Source organism: Burkholderia aenigmatica (genome assembly GCF_902499175.1).
In the GTDB taxonomy this organism is placed as follows: domain Bacteria; phylum Pseudomonadota; class Gammaproteobacteria; order Burkholderiales; family Burkholderiaceae; genus Burkholderia; species Burkholderia aenigmatica.
Genome location: NZ_CABVQC010000023.1, coordinates 39,937 through 56,907, shown reverse-complemented (window position 1 = coordinate 56,907; position 16,971 = coordinate 39,937). Strand labels below are relative to the sequence as shown.

Sequence of the window (16,971 nt, the reverse complement as noted above, 5' to 3'; positions counted from 1 at the left end):
GTCAGGCCGGCCGCGCCGACCGCAACACGCTCAATCCGCCGTGCATGGGACGAGGGCAGGCGCCGCAAGGCGTGCGCTCTCGCCGACAGGAGTCCATATGGCAACCATCAAAGTAGACGTCGTCAGCGCGGAAGAGCAGATCTTCTCGGGCGAGGCGAAATTCGTCGCGCTGCCGGGCGAAACGGGTGAGCTGGGCATTCTGCCGGGTCACACGCCGCTGATCACGCGGATTCGTCCGGGTGCGGTGCGCATCGAAGTCGAGGGCGGCAACGACGAATTCGTGTTCGTCGCGGGCGGCATTCTCGAAGTGCAGCCGGGTGCCGTGACGGTGCTCGCCGATACCGCGATCCGCGGCAAGGACCTCGACGCGGCGAAAGCCGAGGAAGCACGCAAGCGTGCCGAGGAAACGCTGCAGAACGCGAAGTCGGATCTCGACCTCGCGAAGGCGCAGTCCGAGCTCGCGACCGCGATGGCGCAGCTCGAGGCGATCCAGCGTCTGGCGAAGATTCGCAGCCGGCACTGAGCCGCGCCGCGTATCCCGCGAAAGAAAGCAGCCTTCGGGCTGCTTTTTTTTCGTCCGTCGTTTTCGTCTGTTTTTTTGCGGGCCGGATCATACCGTCCGGTCGTGCTATTTCATCCGCGCGCCGGGGTTTGATGTCAGAGTATCGTCAGCGAAGCTGGGCATCATCCGCGATATGGCCTGGGCGTGCGGTGCCGGCGGCAGGGGCAGCGGCGGCACACGTGCCGGGCCTCCATCAGACAAAAAGGACGGAGACATTCATGGCAGCAGACCTTGGCGTGGGCGCGCTGATCGCGCCCGAAAACGGATTGTCGTACGTGCGCGGCACGTCCGACGTGCCGCTCTCGGAAGCGACGATCGGCCGGTTCCTGCTCGACACGGCCGGCCGCTTTCCCGATCGTCCGGCCGTCGTGTTCCGCGAGCAGCAGGTGCGCTGGACCTGGCGCGAGTTCGCGAACGAGGTCGACGTGCTGGCGGCCGGCCTCGCCTCGCTCGGCATCGTGAAGGGCGATCGCGTCGGCATCTGGTCGCCGAACCGCAGCGAATGGCTGCTCACGCAGTTCGCGACCGCGCGGATCGGTGCGGTGCTCGTCAACATCAATCCGGCCTACCGGCTGTCGGAGCTCGAATACGCGCTGAACAAGGTTGGCTGCAAGGCCGTGATCGCCGCCGAGCGCTTCAAGACATCCGCGTACGTCGAGATGCTGCAGACCATCGCGCCGGAGCTTGCGACCGCGACGCCGGGCGACCTGCATGCGGCGCGCGTGCCGAGCCTGCGCACGGTCGTGTCGATGGGCGACGTCGCGCCGGCCGGCATGTTCCGCTTCGCGGACCTGATGGCGCGCGGCCGCCAGGCCGTCGATCCCGCGTTGCTCAATGCGATCGGCGCGACGCTTACGGCCAACGAGCCGATCAACATCCAGTTCACGAGCGGCACGACGGGCAGCCCGAAGGGCGCGACGCTCACGCATCGCAACGTCGTCAACAACGGGCGCTCGATCGCGACGGCGATGCGTTTCACCGAGCAGGACACGCTGTGCATCCCGGTGCCGCTGTATCACTGCTTCGGGATGGTGCTCGCGGTGCTCGCGTGCGTGTCGAAGGGCGCGGCGATGGTGTTCCCCGGCGAAGCGTTCGACCCGGTTGCGACGCTCGCGGCGGTGGCCGACGAACGCTGCACCGCGCTGCATGGCGTGCCGACGATGTTCATCGCCGAGCTCGATCACCCGTCGTTCCCGACGTTCGACCTGTCGACGCTGCGCACCGGGATCATGGCCGGCTCGCCGTGCCCGATCGAGACGATGAAGCGTGTCGTGTCGCAGATGCACCTGTCGGAAATCACGATCGCGTACGGAATGACGGAAACGAGCCCCGTGTCGTTCCAGAGCTCGACCGACGATCCGCTCGAGAAGCGCACGACGACGGTGGGGCGCATTCAGCCGCATCTGGAGGTGAAGGTCGTCGATCCGAGCGGCGCCATCGTGCCGGTCGGCGCGACGGGCGAGCTGTGCACGAAGGGCTATTCGGTGATGCTCGGCTACTGGGACGACGACGCGAAGACGCGCGAGGTGCTGGTGGATGGCTGGATGCATACGGGCGACCTCGCGACGCTCGATGCGGACGGCTACTGCAACATCGTCGGCCGGCTGAAGGACATGGTGATCCGCGGCGGCGAGAACGTCTATCCGCGCGAGATCGAGGAATTCCTGTTTCGGCATCCGAAGATTCAGAGCGCGCAGGTCTTCGGCGTGCCCGATGCGAAGTACGGCGAGGAGCTGTGCGCGTGGATCGTGCTGCGCGCGGACGAGCAGATGACCGAGGACGATGTGCGTGCGTTCTGCCAGGGGCAGATCGCGCATTACAAGATCCCGCGCTACATCCGCTTCGTCGACGAGCTGCCGATGACGGTGACGGGCAAGGTGCAGAAGTTCGTGATGCGCGACCGGATGATCGAGGAGCTGAAGCTCAACGTGCAGAAGACCGCGTAGCGCGGCATGGAGGCAGGAAAAACGCGGCGGCCTGCGGGCCGTTGCGCTTTCGATGGACGAAAAAAAGCGGGCTTATTAGCCCGCTAAAAACCACACGCTACGGGGTTAGCGCGAGGAGACCAAAGATGAAACCGAGTCCGGCGGGGGGCCGGAAACGACTCCAACAGGGATGCCCCTGGGAAGGGCTTCGGTACGTGACCGACTGGCTCGCAGCGCTTCGCGTCCGCTCACACTTGGCACACGAGACCGCATCCGTGTTGAAACCGTTGAGGCCATTGTGGGCGAATTAATGACCCCTCGCGGTAACAAAGTGTTTCAGGTTGTAACGCCCGCCAGATAAGGCTTTCCGGGATTTTTTGCTGTTTTTGAGGGCCTGAAAAAGGTCATTTTTACCCATATTTTCCGCAGCGTTTTCAGCGCATGCGCACGATGCGTTTTTCATGCGTATCAGGCTCGACGAACTGCCGATTTGTACGCGAGAAAATGCGCGATTCGGCCGATACCGCGCATGACGATTCATTCGTCAGAAAGATTTTGAAACGTGATTGGCCTGCGCGGAAGTTGGCCGTTCGGCCAATTTGGTGGCTTCGGGCCGATTTTGCGGGCGCGGGCATGCCGCGTCGAAGTGTAACGGCGGCGCTTCGGCCGCCGCCGTGCAGCGACTTTCGCGGGCGGCAACCGCAGGGTCGGTGCCCGCTATCGGCCGCGGTACGCGCACCCGCTTACTTCAGCCATTTGTCCGAAATCGCCTGGTATTCGCCGGTCGACAGCGCGAGATGCAGCCATTGATCGACGTACTGCTGGAACGCGACGTCGCCGCGCGGCACCATGTACGCCTTCTCGCCGAACTGGAACGGCTTGTCCGGATGCACCGAGCACAGGCCCGGATTCAGCTTTTGCTGCAGCAGCGTCTCGGACGCATCCGTCACCATCACGTCCGCCTTGCCCGCGAGGATCTGTTTGAAGATCGTTACGTTGTCCGGATAGACGGTGAGGTTCGCGTGCGTGAAATACTGCTTCGCGAAACGCTCGTTGGTGCCGCCCGGGTTCACGATCACGCGCGTTTCCGGCTGGTCGATCTGTGCGATGGTCTGATATTTGCCGGCGTCCGCGCAGCGCACGATCGGCGTCTTGCCGTCCACGACGTACGGCTGCGTGAAGAACACGCGCTTCTGGCGCTCGAGCGTCGTCGAGACGCCGCCCACCGCGATGTCGCATTTCGCGACGAAGTCGCCGGTCAGGTTCGGCCAGCTCGTCTTCACGTAGTCGGTCTTCACGCCCAGCGATTTCGCGAGCGATTCGGCCATGTCGATGTCGATGCCCTCGAAGTGGCCGTCCGCACGGTAGTACGAATACGGCTTGTAGTCGCCCGTCGTGCACACGCGCAGCGTGCCGCGCGCGAGCACGTCGTCGAGCCGCGAGCCGGCGCCCGGTGCGGCGGTGGCGCCGCCCGCGCCGGTCTGCGCGTGCGCGGCGGCGCAGCACAGCAGCGCGGCCGCGGCGAGCGTGGCGAATGTCTTCATCGGTCTCCTCCTTCGTTTCGTTCGATATGAGCGTCCGATCATAACGGAGCCATCGCGCGCGTCATATGGCCGCCATCGCGTCGGCATACGCAGCCCTGTGGCGGCTGTCCGGTAAAATGCCGCTTTGCCCTCGCATCGTCGCTCCTACCGTGGCCCATAACCTGCTCAACGACACCTTCCTGCGTGCGCTTCTGCGCGAGCCGACCGACTACACGCCGATCTGGCTGATGCGCCAGGCCGGCCGCTACCTGCCCGAATACAACGCGACGCGCGCGCGCGCCGGCAGCTTTCTCGGTCTCGCGAAGAATCCCGACTACGCGACCGAAGTGACGCTGCAGCCGCTCGAGCGCTTTCCGCTCGACGCCGCGATCCTGTTCTCGGACATCCTGACGATTCCGGACGCAATGGGGCTCGGCCTCGACTTCCAGGTCGGCGAAGGGCCGAAGTTCGCGCATCCGGTGCGCACCGAGGCCGACGTCGCGAAGCTCGCGGTGCCGGACATCGAAGAGACGCTCGGCTACGTGACGGGCGCCGTGCGCGAGATTCGCCGCGCGCTCACCGACGGCCAGGGCCGCCAGCGCGTGCCGCTGATCGGCTTTTCGGGCAGCCCCTGGACACTCGCGTGCTACATGGTCGAAGGCGGCGGGTCGGACGATTTCCGCACGGTGAAGTCGATGGCGTATTCGCGCCCCGACCTGATGCACCGGATCCTCGACGTGAACGCGCAGGCGGTGGCCGCGTACCTGAACGCGCAGATCGAAGCGGGCGCCCAGGCCGTGATGATCTTCGATACGTGGGGCGGCGCGCTGGCGGACGGCGCGTACCAGCGCTTCTCGCTCGACTACATCCGCCGCGTGGTCTCGCAGCTCAAGCGCGAGCACGACGGCGAGCGCGTGCCGGTGATCACCTTCACGAAGGGCGGCGGGCTGTGGCTCGAGGAGATCGCGGCGACCGGCGTCGACGCGGTCGGGCTCGACTGGACGGTCAACCTCGGCAAGGCGCGCGAGCGTGTTGCGGGCAAGGTCGCGCTGCAAGGCAACCTCGACCCGACGATCCTGTTTGCGCCGCCCGCCGCGGTACGCGAACAGGCGCGCGCGGTGCTCGACAGCTACGGCAACCATCCGGGCCACGTATTCAACCTCGGGCACGGCATTTCGCAATTCACGTCGCCCGATCACGTCGCCGAACTCGTCGACGAAGTGCACAGCCACAGCCGCGCGATTCGTAGCGGAGCCGCCGGCTGAACGCAAGCGTTGTCATGCTGCACTGCGGGGTGACAGCGTTTCGCTGTCGGCGCTAAACAGGGCGCAACCCCGCACCGGTTGCCGATTCAGTGCTTGTCAAGACTTGACTTATACACATTTTCCACGTTGCAGCGCGGTAGAGCCCTGTATCGGTCAATTTGTCTCGCTATGGTTCGGTAATTTGAATAGCAGCCTTATGGAATAAGGCTCTGCGGGGCACCGCGACAAGCGCGGAAAATCAGCGGAAAGCGCGGCCCCGCGTGCGTTGCGGCCCGTGAGTGGCGAGTTCTCAACAAAGTTATCCACAGGCTGGGCAGGGTATACGGCGATTCCTAATGCGAATCCAAAACTTAGCGCCGAATCTGAAGTTTTACTTTAAGTCCGTCGCCTCGATGCGGGCGCGGATACTGGCCGTCCATGGCCATGCGGCGCGTGCCGCCGCCGGAGCGCTGTAATGAGCGGCACCTATCTGCGCGTCGCGCTCGACCATCCGCTCGCCACCCTGTTCGACTACCGCTGTGATGCGCAGCCGGCGCCCGTGCCCGGCACGCTCGTGCAAGTGCCGTTCGGCAAGCGCCAGGCCGTCGGGCTCGTCTGCGAAGTGACGACTCACACCGACGTGCCGCCGTCCCGGATACGGGCGGTCGACGCGATCTGCACCGATCTGCCGCCGTTGTCCCCGGACTGGCTCGCGCTCGTGTCGTTCGCCGCTGCTTACTACCAGCGCGGGCGTGGCGAGGTCGCGTTGCCGGCGCTGCCGCAGGCGCTGCGCGATGCCGGGCGCTGGGGGCGGCTGCTCGCGCCCGAGGTGCGCTACCGGCCGACGGAAGCCGGCCGCGCGGCGCTGCCCGATGCGTTGCCCGCGCGCGGTGCCGCGCTGCGGCGGCTCGCGCAGGCGCTGGTCGATACCGGTTCGCTGGCGCTGCCCGATGCGCGCGCGCTGCATCCGAAGGCGGCCGCGACGCTCGACGACTGGGCGGCGCGCGGCTGGGTCGACGTCGAGGAGATCGGCTGGGCCGATGCGCCTGTGCCCAAAGCTGTGGATAACCTGTTGGCAGCCGGTGGACGAACTGTGCCCCCGGCGCTCACGGACCAGCAGGCCGAGGCGCTCGACGCGATCCGCGCCGCGCAGGGCTTCGCGCCGTTCCTGCTGCACGGCGTGACGGGCAGCGGCAAGACCGAGGTCTATCTGCATGCGCTCGCGTCGCTGCTCGACGCGCGGCCGGACGCGCAGGCGCTCGTGCTCGTCCCCGAAATCAACCTGACACCGCAGTTCGAGGCCGCGTTTCGCGCGCGCTTCGCGGGTGCGCTCGCCGACGACGCGATCGTCACGCTGCACAGCGGGCTCGCCGAGGGCGAGCGTGCGCGCAACTGGCTCGCCGCGCATACGGGCCGCGCGCGGATCGTGCTCGGCACGCGCCTCGCGGTGCTCGCGTCGATGCCGACGCTCGCGCTGGTCGTCGTCGACGAGGAGCACGAGCCCGCCTACAAGCAGCAGGAAGGGCTGCGCTACTCGGCACGCGATCTCGCCGTGTGGCGCGCGAAGCAGCTCGGCATCACGGTCGTGCTCGGCTCGGCGACGCCGTCGCTCGAAAGCTGGTGGCAGGCCGAGCAGGGCCGCTACACGCGGCTCACGTTGTCGCGCCGCGCAGTGGCCGACGCGACGTTGCCGACCGTACGGCTGATCGATCTCGAAGAGGAGCGGCGGCGCGGGCGCGCGTCGATGGGCGGGCTGTCGGGGCCGCTCGTCGCGGCGCTGAAGGCGCGGCTCGAACGCGGCGAACAGAGCCTCGTGTTCCTGAACCGGCGCGGCTACGCACCGCAGCTCGCCTGCGACGCGTGCGGCTGGGTCGCGGGCTGCCCGCGCTGCAGCGCGTACGTCGTGCTGCACAAGCCTGAGCACGCGCTGCGTTGCCATCACTGCGGCTGGGAGTCGCGCATTCCGCGATCGTGCCCCGAGTGCGGGAACGTCGACATCGCGCCGCTCGGGCGCGGCACGCAACGCATCGAGGAGGCGCTCGCCGAGGCGGTGCCGGGCGCGCGCGTGCTGCGGATCGACGCGGACAGCACGCGCCGCAAGGGCAGCGCGCAGGCGCTCTTTTCCGACGTGCATGCGGGCGAGGTCGATATCCTCGTCGGCACGCAGATGATCGCGAAGGGGCACGACTTCCAGCGCGTGTCGCTCGTCGGCGTGCTCAATGCCGATACCGCGCTGTTCTCGCATGACTTCCGCGCGAGCGAACGGCTGTTCGCGCAGCTGATGCAGGTGAGCGGCCGCGCGGGGCGCGCCGGGCTGCCGGGCGAGGTGCTCGTGCAGACGCGTTACCCGCGTCACGCGCTGTACCACGCGCTCGGGCGGCAGGATTACGTCGGCTTCGCGAATTCGACGCTCGGCGAGCGCCGCGACGCGCACCTGCCGCCGTTCGTCTACCAGGCGCTGCTGCGCGCCGAAGGGCGCACGCTCGACGCGGCGCTCGCGTTCCTGCTGCAGGCCGCAGCCGCGTTGCCGGGGCTGCCGGGCGCCGATCGCGTGACCGTGTACGACGCGGTGCCGATGACGATCGTCAAGGTCGCGAACGTTCATCGCGCGCAGTTGCTGCTCGAAAGCGCGTCGCGGGCGGCGCTGCAGCATGCGCTGCGCGCGTGGCAACCGGAGTTGCGCACGCTGAAGGGCGTGCTGCGGTGGAGCGTCGAAGTCGATCCGCTGGATATCTGAGCGGCGCGCCATGCGGCCATCGTGCCGCGGGGCGCTGCGTTGAAGCCCGAGCCGCCGCGCCGGGCGCCTCCGAACCGTCTTTTGCCGCACGGCCGCACCCGGGCGCCACGTCCGCCATCACACTCAGTGCAACCCGTTTTCGTCCGCCGTCACGCCCGCGGAAGGTTGCGCACGCATGTCAAACCGGCCCGCTCAGGGAAAACACCGATCCGCCGACCACGGGCAACCCCTAGGTTGCAACCGCATAAGTGGCTGATTATATTGACTAACTTGAGGGTGCAACCTATCTTGCAATTTGGTTGCACCTTTTTATTGCGTGCCGTAGGATTTCGCGCATCCTCTCACACCACATTGCCGGGCTCGCACCGGCGCACGAACCCACCATGGCAAGCACGACTCTCGGCGTCAAAGTCGACGACCTTCTCCGCTCGCGCCTCAAGGACGCCGCCGCGCGTCTCGAGCGCACTCCCCACTGGCTGATCAAGCAGGCGATCTTCGCGTACCTCGAGCGGATCGAGCACGGCCAGTTGCCGCCCGAGCTGTCGGGCCACAGCGGCGTGACGGAGCTCGCCGACGGTCAGTCCACGGACGGCGACGACGACAACTCGCCGCATCCGTTCCTCGAGTTCGCGCAGAACGTGCAGCCGCAATCGGTGCTGCGCGCGGCGATCACGGCCGCGTACCGCCGCCCCGAGCCGGAATGCGTGCCGTTCCTGCTCGGCCAGGCGCGCCTGCCCGCGAACCTGCAGGCGGACGTGCAGGCGCTCGCGACGAAGCTCGTCGAGGCGCTGCGCGAGAAGAGCTCGGGCGGCGGCGTCGAAGGGCTGATCCACGAGTTCTCGCTGTCGAGCCAGGAAGGCGTCGCGCTGATGTGTCTCGCCGAAGCGCTGCTGCGCATTCCCGATCGCGCGACGCGCGATGCACTGATCCGCGACAAGATCAGCAAGGGCGACTGGCGCTCGCACGTCGGCCACGCGCCGTCGCTGTTCGTGAACGCGGCGACCTGGGGGCTGATGATCACCGGCAAGCTCGTGACGACCAACAGCGAGGCGGGGCTGTCGTCGGCGCTGACGCGCCTGATCGGCCGCGGCGGCGAGCCGCTGATCCGCAAGGGTGTCGACATGGCGATGCGCCTGATGGGCGAGCAGTTCGTCACCGGCGAGACGATTTCCGAAGCGCTCGCGAACAGCCGCAAGTACGAAGCGCGCGGCTTCCGCTACTCGTACGACATGCTCGGCGAAGCGGCGACGACCGAAGAGGACGCACAGCGCTACTACGCGTCGTACGAACAGGCGATCCACGCGATCGGCAAGGCGGCCGGCGGCCGCGGCATCTACGAAGGCCCGGGCATCTCGATCAAGCTGTCGGCGCTGCACGCGCGCTACTCGCGCTCGCAGCAGGACCGCACGATGAGCGAGCTGCTGCCGCGCGTGCGTGCGCTTGCGCTGCTCGCGCGCCGCTATGACATCGGCCTGAACATCGACGCGGAAGAGGCCGACCGCCTCGAGCTGTCGCTCGACCTGCTGGAAGCACTGTGCTTCGACCCGGAACTCGCGGGCTGGAACGGCATCGGCTTCGTCGTGCAGGGCTACCAGAAGCGCTGCCCGTTCGTGATCGACTACCTGATCGATCTCGCGCGCCGCAGCCGTCACCGCCTGATGATCCGCCTCGTGAAGGGCGCGTACTGGGATACCGAGATCAAGCGTGCGCAGGTCGATGGCCTCGAAGGCTATCCGGTCTATACGCGCAAGATCTACACCGACGTGTCGTACCTTGCGTGCGCGAAGAAGCTGCTCGCGGCGCCGGACGCCGTGTACCCGCAGTTCGCGACGCACAACGCGTACACGCTGGCCGCGATCTACCAGCTCGCGGGCCAGAACTACTACCCGGGCCAGTACGAATTCCAGTGTCTGCACGGGATGGGCGAGCCGCTGTACGAGGAAGTCACCGGCCGCGACAAGCTGAACCGCCCGTGCCGCGTGTACGCGCCGGTCGGCACGCACGAGACGCTGCTCGCGTACCTGGTGCGCCGCCTGCTCGAAAACGGCGCGAACACGTCGTTCGTGAACCGCATCGCGGATAAAACCGTGTCGGTGAAGGAACTGGTCGCCGATCCGGTCGACGAAGCGGCGAAGGTCGTGCCGCTCGGCGCGCCGCACGCGAAGATCCCGCTGCCGCGCCACCTGTACGGCGACGAGCGGCCCAACTCGATGGGCCTCGACCTGTCGAACGAACACCGTCTCGCGTCGCTGTCGTCCGCGCTGCTCGCGAGCGCGCATTTCCCGTGGCGCGCGGCGCCGATGCTCGACGACGACACGGTCGCCGACGCGCCGGCCCGCGACGTGCGCAACCCGGCCGACCAGCGTGACCTGGTCGGCACGGTCAGCGAAGCGACGGCCGAACACGTGAGCGCGGCGCTCGCGCACGCGGTGGCCGCCGCGCCGATCTGGCAGGCGACGCCGGTCGATGCACGCGCCGATTGCCTGGTGCGCGCGGCCGACCTGCTCGAAGCGCAGATGCACACGCTGATGGGCCTGATCGTGCGCGAAGCCGGCAAATCGCTGCCGAACGCGATCGCCGAGATCCGCGAAGCGGTCGACTTCCTGCGCTACTACGCCGCGCAGATCCGCGACGAATTCTCGAACGACACGCACCGTCCGCTCGGTCCCGTGGTCTGTATCAGCCCGTGGAACTTCCCGCTCGCGATCTTCATGGGCCAGGTCGCCGCGGCACTCGCGGCCGGCAACACGGTGCTCGCGAAGCCGGCCGAACAGACGCCGCTGATCGCCGCGCAGGCCGTGCGCCTGCTGCGCGAGGCCGGCGTGCCGGCCGGTGCGGTGCAACTGCTGCCGGGTACCGGCGAGACCGTCGGCGCAGCGCTGGTGGCCGATCCGCGCACCCGCGCGGTGATGTTCACCGGCTCGACCGAAGTCGCGCGTCTGATCAACAAGACGCTGTCCGCGCGCCTCGACCCGGACGGCAAGCCGATCCCGCTGATCGCGGAAACGGGCGGTCAGAACGCGATGATCGTCGACTCGTCGGCGCTCGCGGAGCAGGTCGTCGCGGACGTGATGCAGTCGTCGTTCGACTCGGCCGGTCAACGGTGTTCGGCGTTGCGCGTTCTGTGTCTGCAGGACGATGTTGCGGACCGCACGCTGACGATGCTGAAGGGCGCGATGCACGAGCTGGCGCTCGGCAACCCCGACCGGCTGTCGACGGACGTCGGCCCGGTGATCGACGGCGAAGCGAAGCAGACGATCGACACGCACGTCGCGGCGATGAAGGACAAGGGTCACGGCGTCACGCAGCTGCCGGCGCCCGAGGCCTGCGCGCACGGCACGTTCGTGCCGCCGACGCTGATCGAGATCGGCAGCATCGACGAGCTGAAGCGCGAGGTGTTCGGCCCCGTGCTGCACGTGGTGCGTTACCGCCGCAGCCAGCTCGACAAGCTGCTGGAGCAGATTCGCGCGACCGGCTACGGCCTGACGCTCGGCATCCACACGCGGATCGACGAGACGATCGCGCACGTGATCTCGAATGCGCACGTGGGCAACATCTACGTGAACCGCAACGTGATCGGCGCAGTGGTCGGCGTGCAGCCGTTCGGCGGCGAAGGGCTGTCGGGCACGGGCCCGAAGGCCGGCGGCGCGCTGTACCTGCAGCGTCTGCTCGCGACGCGTCCGTCGGGCCTGCCGCGTTCGCTCGCGCAGTCGCTGGTGGCGGACGGTGCGGTGGAAGGCGATGCGCGGGGCAACCCGGCGGCGGCGCTGACCACGCTGCGCGACTGGCTGATCGAGCAGCGCGAGCCGGCGCTGGCCGCGCGTTGCGACGGCTATCTGGCCCAGGTGCCGGCCGGTGCGACCGCGGTGCTGAGCGGCCCGACGGGCGAGCGAAACACGTATACACTCGGCCCGCGCGGCACGGTGTTGTGCGTTGCGGCAACGCCGGGCGGTGCGCGCGCGCAGTTCGCGGCGGTGCTGGCGACCGGTAACCGCGCGCTGTTCGCGGGCGCGGCCGGCGAGGCGCTGGTCGCCGCGCTGCCTGCGTCGCTGAAGGCGAATGCAACCGTGCGCAAGCAGGCCGACGCGCCGTTCGACGCGGTGCTGTTCGAAGGCGACAGCGACGAACTGCAGACGCTCGTGAAGGACGTCGCGCAGCGGCCGGGCCCGATCGTGTCGGTGCAGGGCGTGTCGGTGGGCGCGTTCGAGAACGGCGACGCGGAAGATTACGCGCTGGAACGGCTGCTGACGGAGCGCTCGGTGAGCGTAAACACGGCGGCGGCGGGCGGCAATGCGAATTTGATGACGATCGGCTGATCATCCTTGCCGTTCGGATCAAACAAAGGAAGCGGCAAGGCGATCCCGAAGCCGCTCCATTTACCCTGGTACCAAGGAGATGCTATGCAACACACGATGAAAAAGCTGGCAGGCGCGACGTTTGTCGCCGTCATGTCGCTGGCGGGGACGGCCCATGCGGATGACGTGAAGATCGGTTACGCAGGGCCGATGACGGGTGCGCAGGCGCACTACGGCAAGGATATGCAGAACGGGATCGTGCTCGCGATCGAGGATTTCAACGCGACGAACCCGAAGATCGGCGGCAAGCCGGTGAAGTTCGCACTCGACACGCAGGACGACCAGGCTGACCCGCGCACCGGCACGACGGTTGCGCAGAAGCTCGTCGACGACGGCATCAAGGGCATGCTCGGCCACTTCAACTCGGGCACGACGATCCCGGCCTCGCGCATCTACGCGAACGCGGGCATCCCGGAAATCGCGATGGCGACGGCACCGGAATACACGCAGCAGGGTTACAAGACGACCTTCCGCATGATGACGTCCGACACGCAGCAAGGCTCGGTGGCCGGCACGTTCGCGTCGAAGGATCTCGGCATGAAGAAGATCGCGATCGTCGACGATCGCACGGCCTACGGCCAGGGTCTTGCCGACCAGTTCGAGAAGGCCGCGAAGGCCGGCGGCGCGACGATCGTCGACCGCGAATTCACGAACGACAAGGCTGTCGACTTCAAGGCAATTCTGACCAAGCTGAAGGCTGCGAAGCCGGATCTCGTCTACTACGGCGGCGCGGATTCTCAGGCTGCACCGATGGTCAAGCAGATGAAGACGCTCGGCATCACCGCTCCGCTGATGAGCGGCGAAATGGTGAAGACGCCGACGTTCCTGAAGATCGCGGGCAACGCGGCCGACGGCACGATCGCTTCGTTGGCAGGTCTCCCGCTGGAAGAAATGCCGGGCGGCAAGACGTACGCGGACAAGTACAAGAAGCGCTTCGGCGAAGAAGTGCAGACGTACTCGCCGTATGCCTACGACGGCGCGATGGCGCTGTTCAACGCGATGAAGAAGGCCGATTCGACCGATCCGGCGAAGTACCTGCCGCTGCTCGCGAAGACCGACATGGCCGGCGTGACGTCGACGCACGTCGCGTATGACGCGAAGGGCGACCTGAAGAACGGCGGCATCACGATGTACAAGGTCGAGAAGGGCGAGTGGAAGCCGCTGAAGAGCATCGGCGGCAAGTAAGCAGCCAGTGACGTGACGCACGGGCAGCGGCGAATGTCGCAGCCCCGTCGATCATGCGAAAAAGCCACCGGGCCGTCGGGCCGGGTGGCTTTTTCTTTTTCCGTGGCGGGGCCAGCAACTATTCGCGACGCACGCGCAGCAGGAACTTCTGCAGCTTGCCCGTCGGCGTGCGCGGCAGCGCCTGTGCGAACGTGAATTCGCGCGGGATCTTGTACGCAGCGAGCCGCTCGCCGCAGAACGCACGGAGCGCTTCCGCGTCGGGCAACGCGTTCGCGCGCAGCACCACGTGCGCGACGACCGTTTCGCCCCAGTCGGGATGCGGGACGCCGACGACGGCCGCCTCGGCGATGTCCGGGTGCGCGCCGAGCACGTCCTCCACTTCCTTCGAATAGACGTTCTCGCCGCCGGTCACGATCATGTCCTTCAGCCGGTCGACGATGAACAGGTAGCCCTCCTGATCGATTCGCGCGATGTCGCCGGTGCGATACCAGCCGTCCGGCGCGAACGCGGCGCGTGTCGCGGCCACATCGTCGAGATAGCCGAGCATCATGCTGTCGGTCTTCAGCCAGATTTCGCCGGTCTCGCCCGGCTGCGCGTCGATGCCGTCCATCCGCACGACGCGCAGGTCGACGCCCGGGCCGCCCGTGCGGCCGATTGAACCGGCCTTCGCGATCTGCTCGTCCGGATACAGCGTCGTGTCGGCCGGGCCCGCTTCCGTCATGCCGTACACCTGGAAGAACGCGTCGCTGCGATACGCGCGCGCGAGCCGCTCGGCCTGAGCGGGGCCGATCGGGCCGCCGCCGTACAGCCAGGCGCGCACGCTCGACAGGTCGAATGCCGCGAAGCCGTCGATCGTGTCGAGCGGCAGCAGGTACGACACCGGCGCGCCGAAATACAGCGTCACGCGCTCGCGTTCAACGGTCTGCAGGAATCGCAGCGGATGGTATTCGCGCAGCAGCACGACGGTGCCGCCCGCATACAGCGTGCCGCCGAACCAGTTGTTCAGCGGCGACGAATGCCAGATCGGCATCGCCATCAGCGTGCGCTCGTTGCGGCCGATGCCGATTGCGAGCGCCGCCTGCATTGCCGCGAGCGTCACGGTGCGGTGGCTGTGCACGCAGCCTTTCGGGTGGCCGGTCGTGCCGGACGTATAGAGGATCTGCGCGATGTCGCCGTCGGCCGGCTCGATGCCCGCGAGGCCGTCACGCGTCGCACACAGCGTGTCGAAGCACGGCACGCCGTCGAGCTCGCCTTCGGTCACGAGCCGTCGCGCGGGATGCACGAGGCGTTCGATCACCGGCGCGAGCGCTACGTCGAACAGCAGCGCCTTGCTGCGGCTGTGTTCGAGCACGTAGTCGACTTCCGGCGCCTGCAGCTTGTGATTGATCGGCACGAACGTCGCGCCGAGCCGCCATGCACCGAACATCAGGTCGACGAAGGCCGGCGTGTTAAAGCACATCGCGGCGACGCGGTCGCCGGCCGCGATGCCGAGCGCGCTCAGCACGGCCGCCGCGCGGTGCGAGCGCTCGCGCGCGGCGGCATAGGTGATCGTCGCGGATTCGCTGACGAGGAACGGCTTGTCGGGCGTCGCACGGGCGGCGCGGTCGAGGGCGGCGACGAGGTTCATCATCAGGGCTCCGGGCGGGCGAACGAAGGCGAACTGGGCGGTGCTAAGCGATCCGAAAGGGCATCAGGCCGGGTACGCGCGCTGCAGCAGCGCGGCGACGTCGATCGCGTGCGGGTCGAAGCCGCCCGCGATGCGGCCCCAGTCGGGCGCGGCGAGCCGCGTCGCGACGAATGCATCGGCGACGGCCGCCGGCGCGTCGCGGCGCAGCAGGCATGCCTGCGCGACCACCGCGAGCCGCTGCGCGAATACGCGGCCGGACGCCTCGAGCGTGTCGGCCGGCGCCGCGAGCATCGCGCGCAGCGTATCGAGCGCCGCGCGGATGCGCGGTTCGCCCGCGCCGAGGTCGGCGAGTTCGGCGAACAGCGCGGCGGCCGCGTCGGGTTCGCGCGAGATCGCGCGCAGCACGTCGAGGCACATCACGTTGCCCGAGCCCTCCCAGATCGAGTTGACGGGCGCCTCGCGGAACAGCCGCGCGATCGGGCCGTCGTCGACATAGCCGTTGCCGCCGAACACTTCCATCACTTCGCCGGTCAATTCGACCGCGCGCTTGCACACCCAGAATTTTGCGGCGGGCGTGACGATGCGCTTCCACGCGCGTTCGCGCGGCGAGTCGTCGCGCTCGAACGCGTCGGCGAGACGCATCGACAGCGAAAGCGCCGCTTCGCTTTCGAGCGCGAGATCGGCGAGCACGGTGCGCATCAGCGGCTGCTCGGCGAGCGCGCGGCCGAACGCATGGCGCTGGCGCGTGTACGCGATCGCCTGCACGACGCCCTGGCGCAGCATCGCCGCGCTGCCGAGCACGCAGTTCAGCCGCGTGTAGGTGGCCATTTCGATGATGGTCGGAATGCCGCGACCTTCGTCGCCGAGCATGATGCCCCACGCGTCGTTCAGCTCGATCTCGCTGCTCGAGTTGCTGCGGTTGCCGACCTTGTCCTTCAGCCGCTGGATCTCGACCGCGTTCTTCGTGCCGTCCGGGCGCCAGCGCGGCACGTAGAAGCACGACGGGCTGCCGGCTTCGGTGCGCGCGACGACGAGGTGCGCATCGCACATCGGCGCGGAGAAGAACCACTTGTGGCCGCGCAGCCGGTATTCGCCGCCGCGACCACCCGCGCCCACGGCGGTCGCGAGCGTCGTGTTCGCGCGCACGTCGGAGCCGCCCTGTTTCTCGGTCATGCCCATGCCGAACCAGATCGAGCGCTTGTCGGCGACCGGCACGTCGCGCGGATCGTAGTCGTCGCTGTAGAGCTTGTCGCGCAGCAGCGCCCACAGCGCGGGCTCCTTCTGCAGCACGGGGATTGCGGCCTGCGTCATCGTCGCCGGGCACAGCGTGCCGGCCTCGATCTGACCATGCAGGTAGAAGCCGGCCGCAGTCGCGGCCCAGCGGCCGCGGCGCGACTCGCGGAACGCGAGCGACACGAAGCCTTCGTGGCGGTACTGGCCGAGCAGCGTGTGCCAGGCCGGATGGAAGTCGACGCGATCGATGCGCCGGCCGCGCCGGTCGAACGTGTTCAGTTCCGGCGTGTGGCGGTTCGCTGCGTCGGCGAGCCGTGCGGTGTCGGCGCTGCCGAGCCGCGCGCCGTACGCGTCGAGCTGCGGCATGGCCCAGTCGGCGCCCGCGCGGGTGAGCGCGTCGCGCAGCGCGATGTCCGTCGCGAAGAGGTTATAGTCGACCAGTTCGTCAAACTGGTTCGTGACGGCGTGAGTCGATTCGGTCATCGAGGTTGTCTCCGGTCTCATGCTTCGCGGGCGGCCGGCGCCATGCCCCACGAATGGCGCGTCGGCGCCGGTTCCGGCCCCCGGTAAAACGCATTCC

General features: G+C 67.9%; 9 protein-coding genes. 6 read left to right on the top strand and 3 right to left on the bottom strand.

The window, feature by feature from the left end; genetic code table 11:
* Nucleotides 1-97 precede the first annotated feature (97 nt).
* Nucleotides 98-523: a F0F1 ATP synthase subunit epsilon gene (locus BDO18943_RS18050; RefSeq protein WP_006477288.1), complete on the top strand. Its 426-nt coding sequence runs from the start codon at nucleotides 98-100 to the stop codon at nucleotides 521-523.
* Nucleotides 524-780: 257 nt separating this feature from the next.
* Nucleotides 781-2,508 (top strand): AMP-binding protein, encoded by a 1,728-nt coding sequence (locus BDO18943_RS18045; RefSeq protein WP_175023462.1) that lies wholly within the window; start codon nucleotides 781-783, stop codon nucleotides 2,506-2,508.
* Between the two features lie 722 nt (nucleotides 2,509-3,230).
* Here BDO18943_RS18045 and BDO18943_RS18040 read toward each other — a convergent pair.
* Entirely contained in the window at nucleotides 3,231-4,031 is an 801-nt protein-coding gene (locus tag BDO18943_RS18040) for a transporter substrate-binding domain-containing protein (protein WP_175023461.1), read from the bottom strand.
* A 149-nt stretch (nucleotides 4,032-4,180) separates the two neighbouring features.
* On the opposite strand from BDO18943_RS18040, the gene hemE reads away from it, so the two are divergent.
* The 4 genes from hemE (at nucleotide 4,181) to BDO18943_RS18020 (ending at nucleotide 13,531) form a co-directional block, all read left to right on the top strand.
* Complete coding sequence (gene hemE, locus BDO18943_RS18035; RefSeq protein ID WP_301807061.1) at nucleotides 4,181-5,275, top strand: uroporphyrinogen decarboxylase; 1,095 nt, start codon at nucleotides 4,181-4,183, stop codon at nucleotides 5,273-5,275.
* 454 nt (nucleotides 5,276-5,729) lie between these two features.
* Entirely contained in the window at nucleotides 5,730-7,991 is a 2,262-nt protein-coding gene (locus BDO18943_RS18030) for a primosomal protein N' (RefSeq protein WP_175023459.1), read from the top strand.
* Nucleotides 7,992-8,374: 383 nt separating this feature from the next.
* Entirely contained in the window at nucleotides 8,375-12,307 is a 3,933-nt protein-coding gene (putA, locus tag BDO18943_RS18025; protein WP_175023458.1) for a trifunctional transcriptional regulator/proline dehydrogenase/L-glutamate gamma-semialdehyde dehydrogenase, read from the top strand.
* Between the two features lie 84 nt (nucleotides 12,308-12,391).
* Entirely contained in the window at nucleotides 12,392-13,531 is a 1,140-nt protein-coding gene (locus BDO18943_RS18020) for a branched-chain amino acid ABC transporter substrate-binding protein (RefSeq protein ID WP_089449654.1), read from the top strand.
* A 118-nt stretch (nucleotides 13,532-13,649) separates the two neighbouring features.
* Here BDO18943_RS18020 and BDO18943_RS18015 read toward each other — a convergent pair whose 3' ends face one another.
* Together BDO18943_RS18015 and BDO18943_RS18010 are read right to left on the bottom strand one after the other, a co-directional pair.
* Complete coding sequence (locus BDO18943_RS18015; protein WP_175023488.1) at nucleotides 13,650-15,158, bottom strand: class I adenylate-forming enzyme family protein; 1,509 nt, start codon at nucleotides 15,156-15,158, stop codon at nucleotides 13,650-13,652.
* A 63-nt stretch (nucleotides 15,159-15,221) separates the two neighbouring features.
* Nucleotides 15,222-16,874 (bottom strand): acyl-CoA dehydrogenase family protein, encoded by a 1,653-nt coding sequence (locus tag BDO18943_RS18010; RefSeq protein ID WP_175023457.1) that lies wholly within the window; start codon nucleotides 16,872-16,874, stop codon nucleotides 15,222-15,224.
* Nucleotides 16,875-16,971 lie beyond the last annotated feature (97 nt).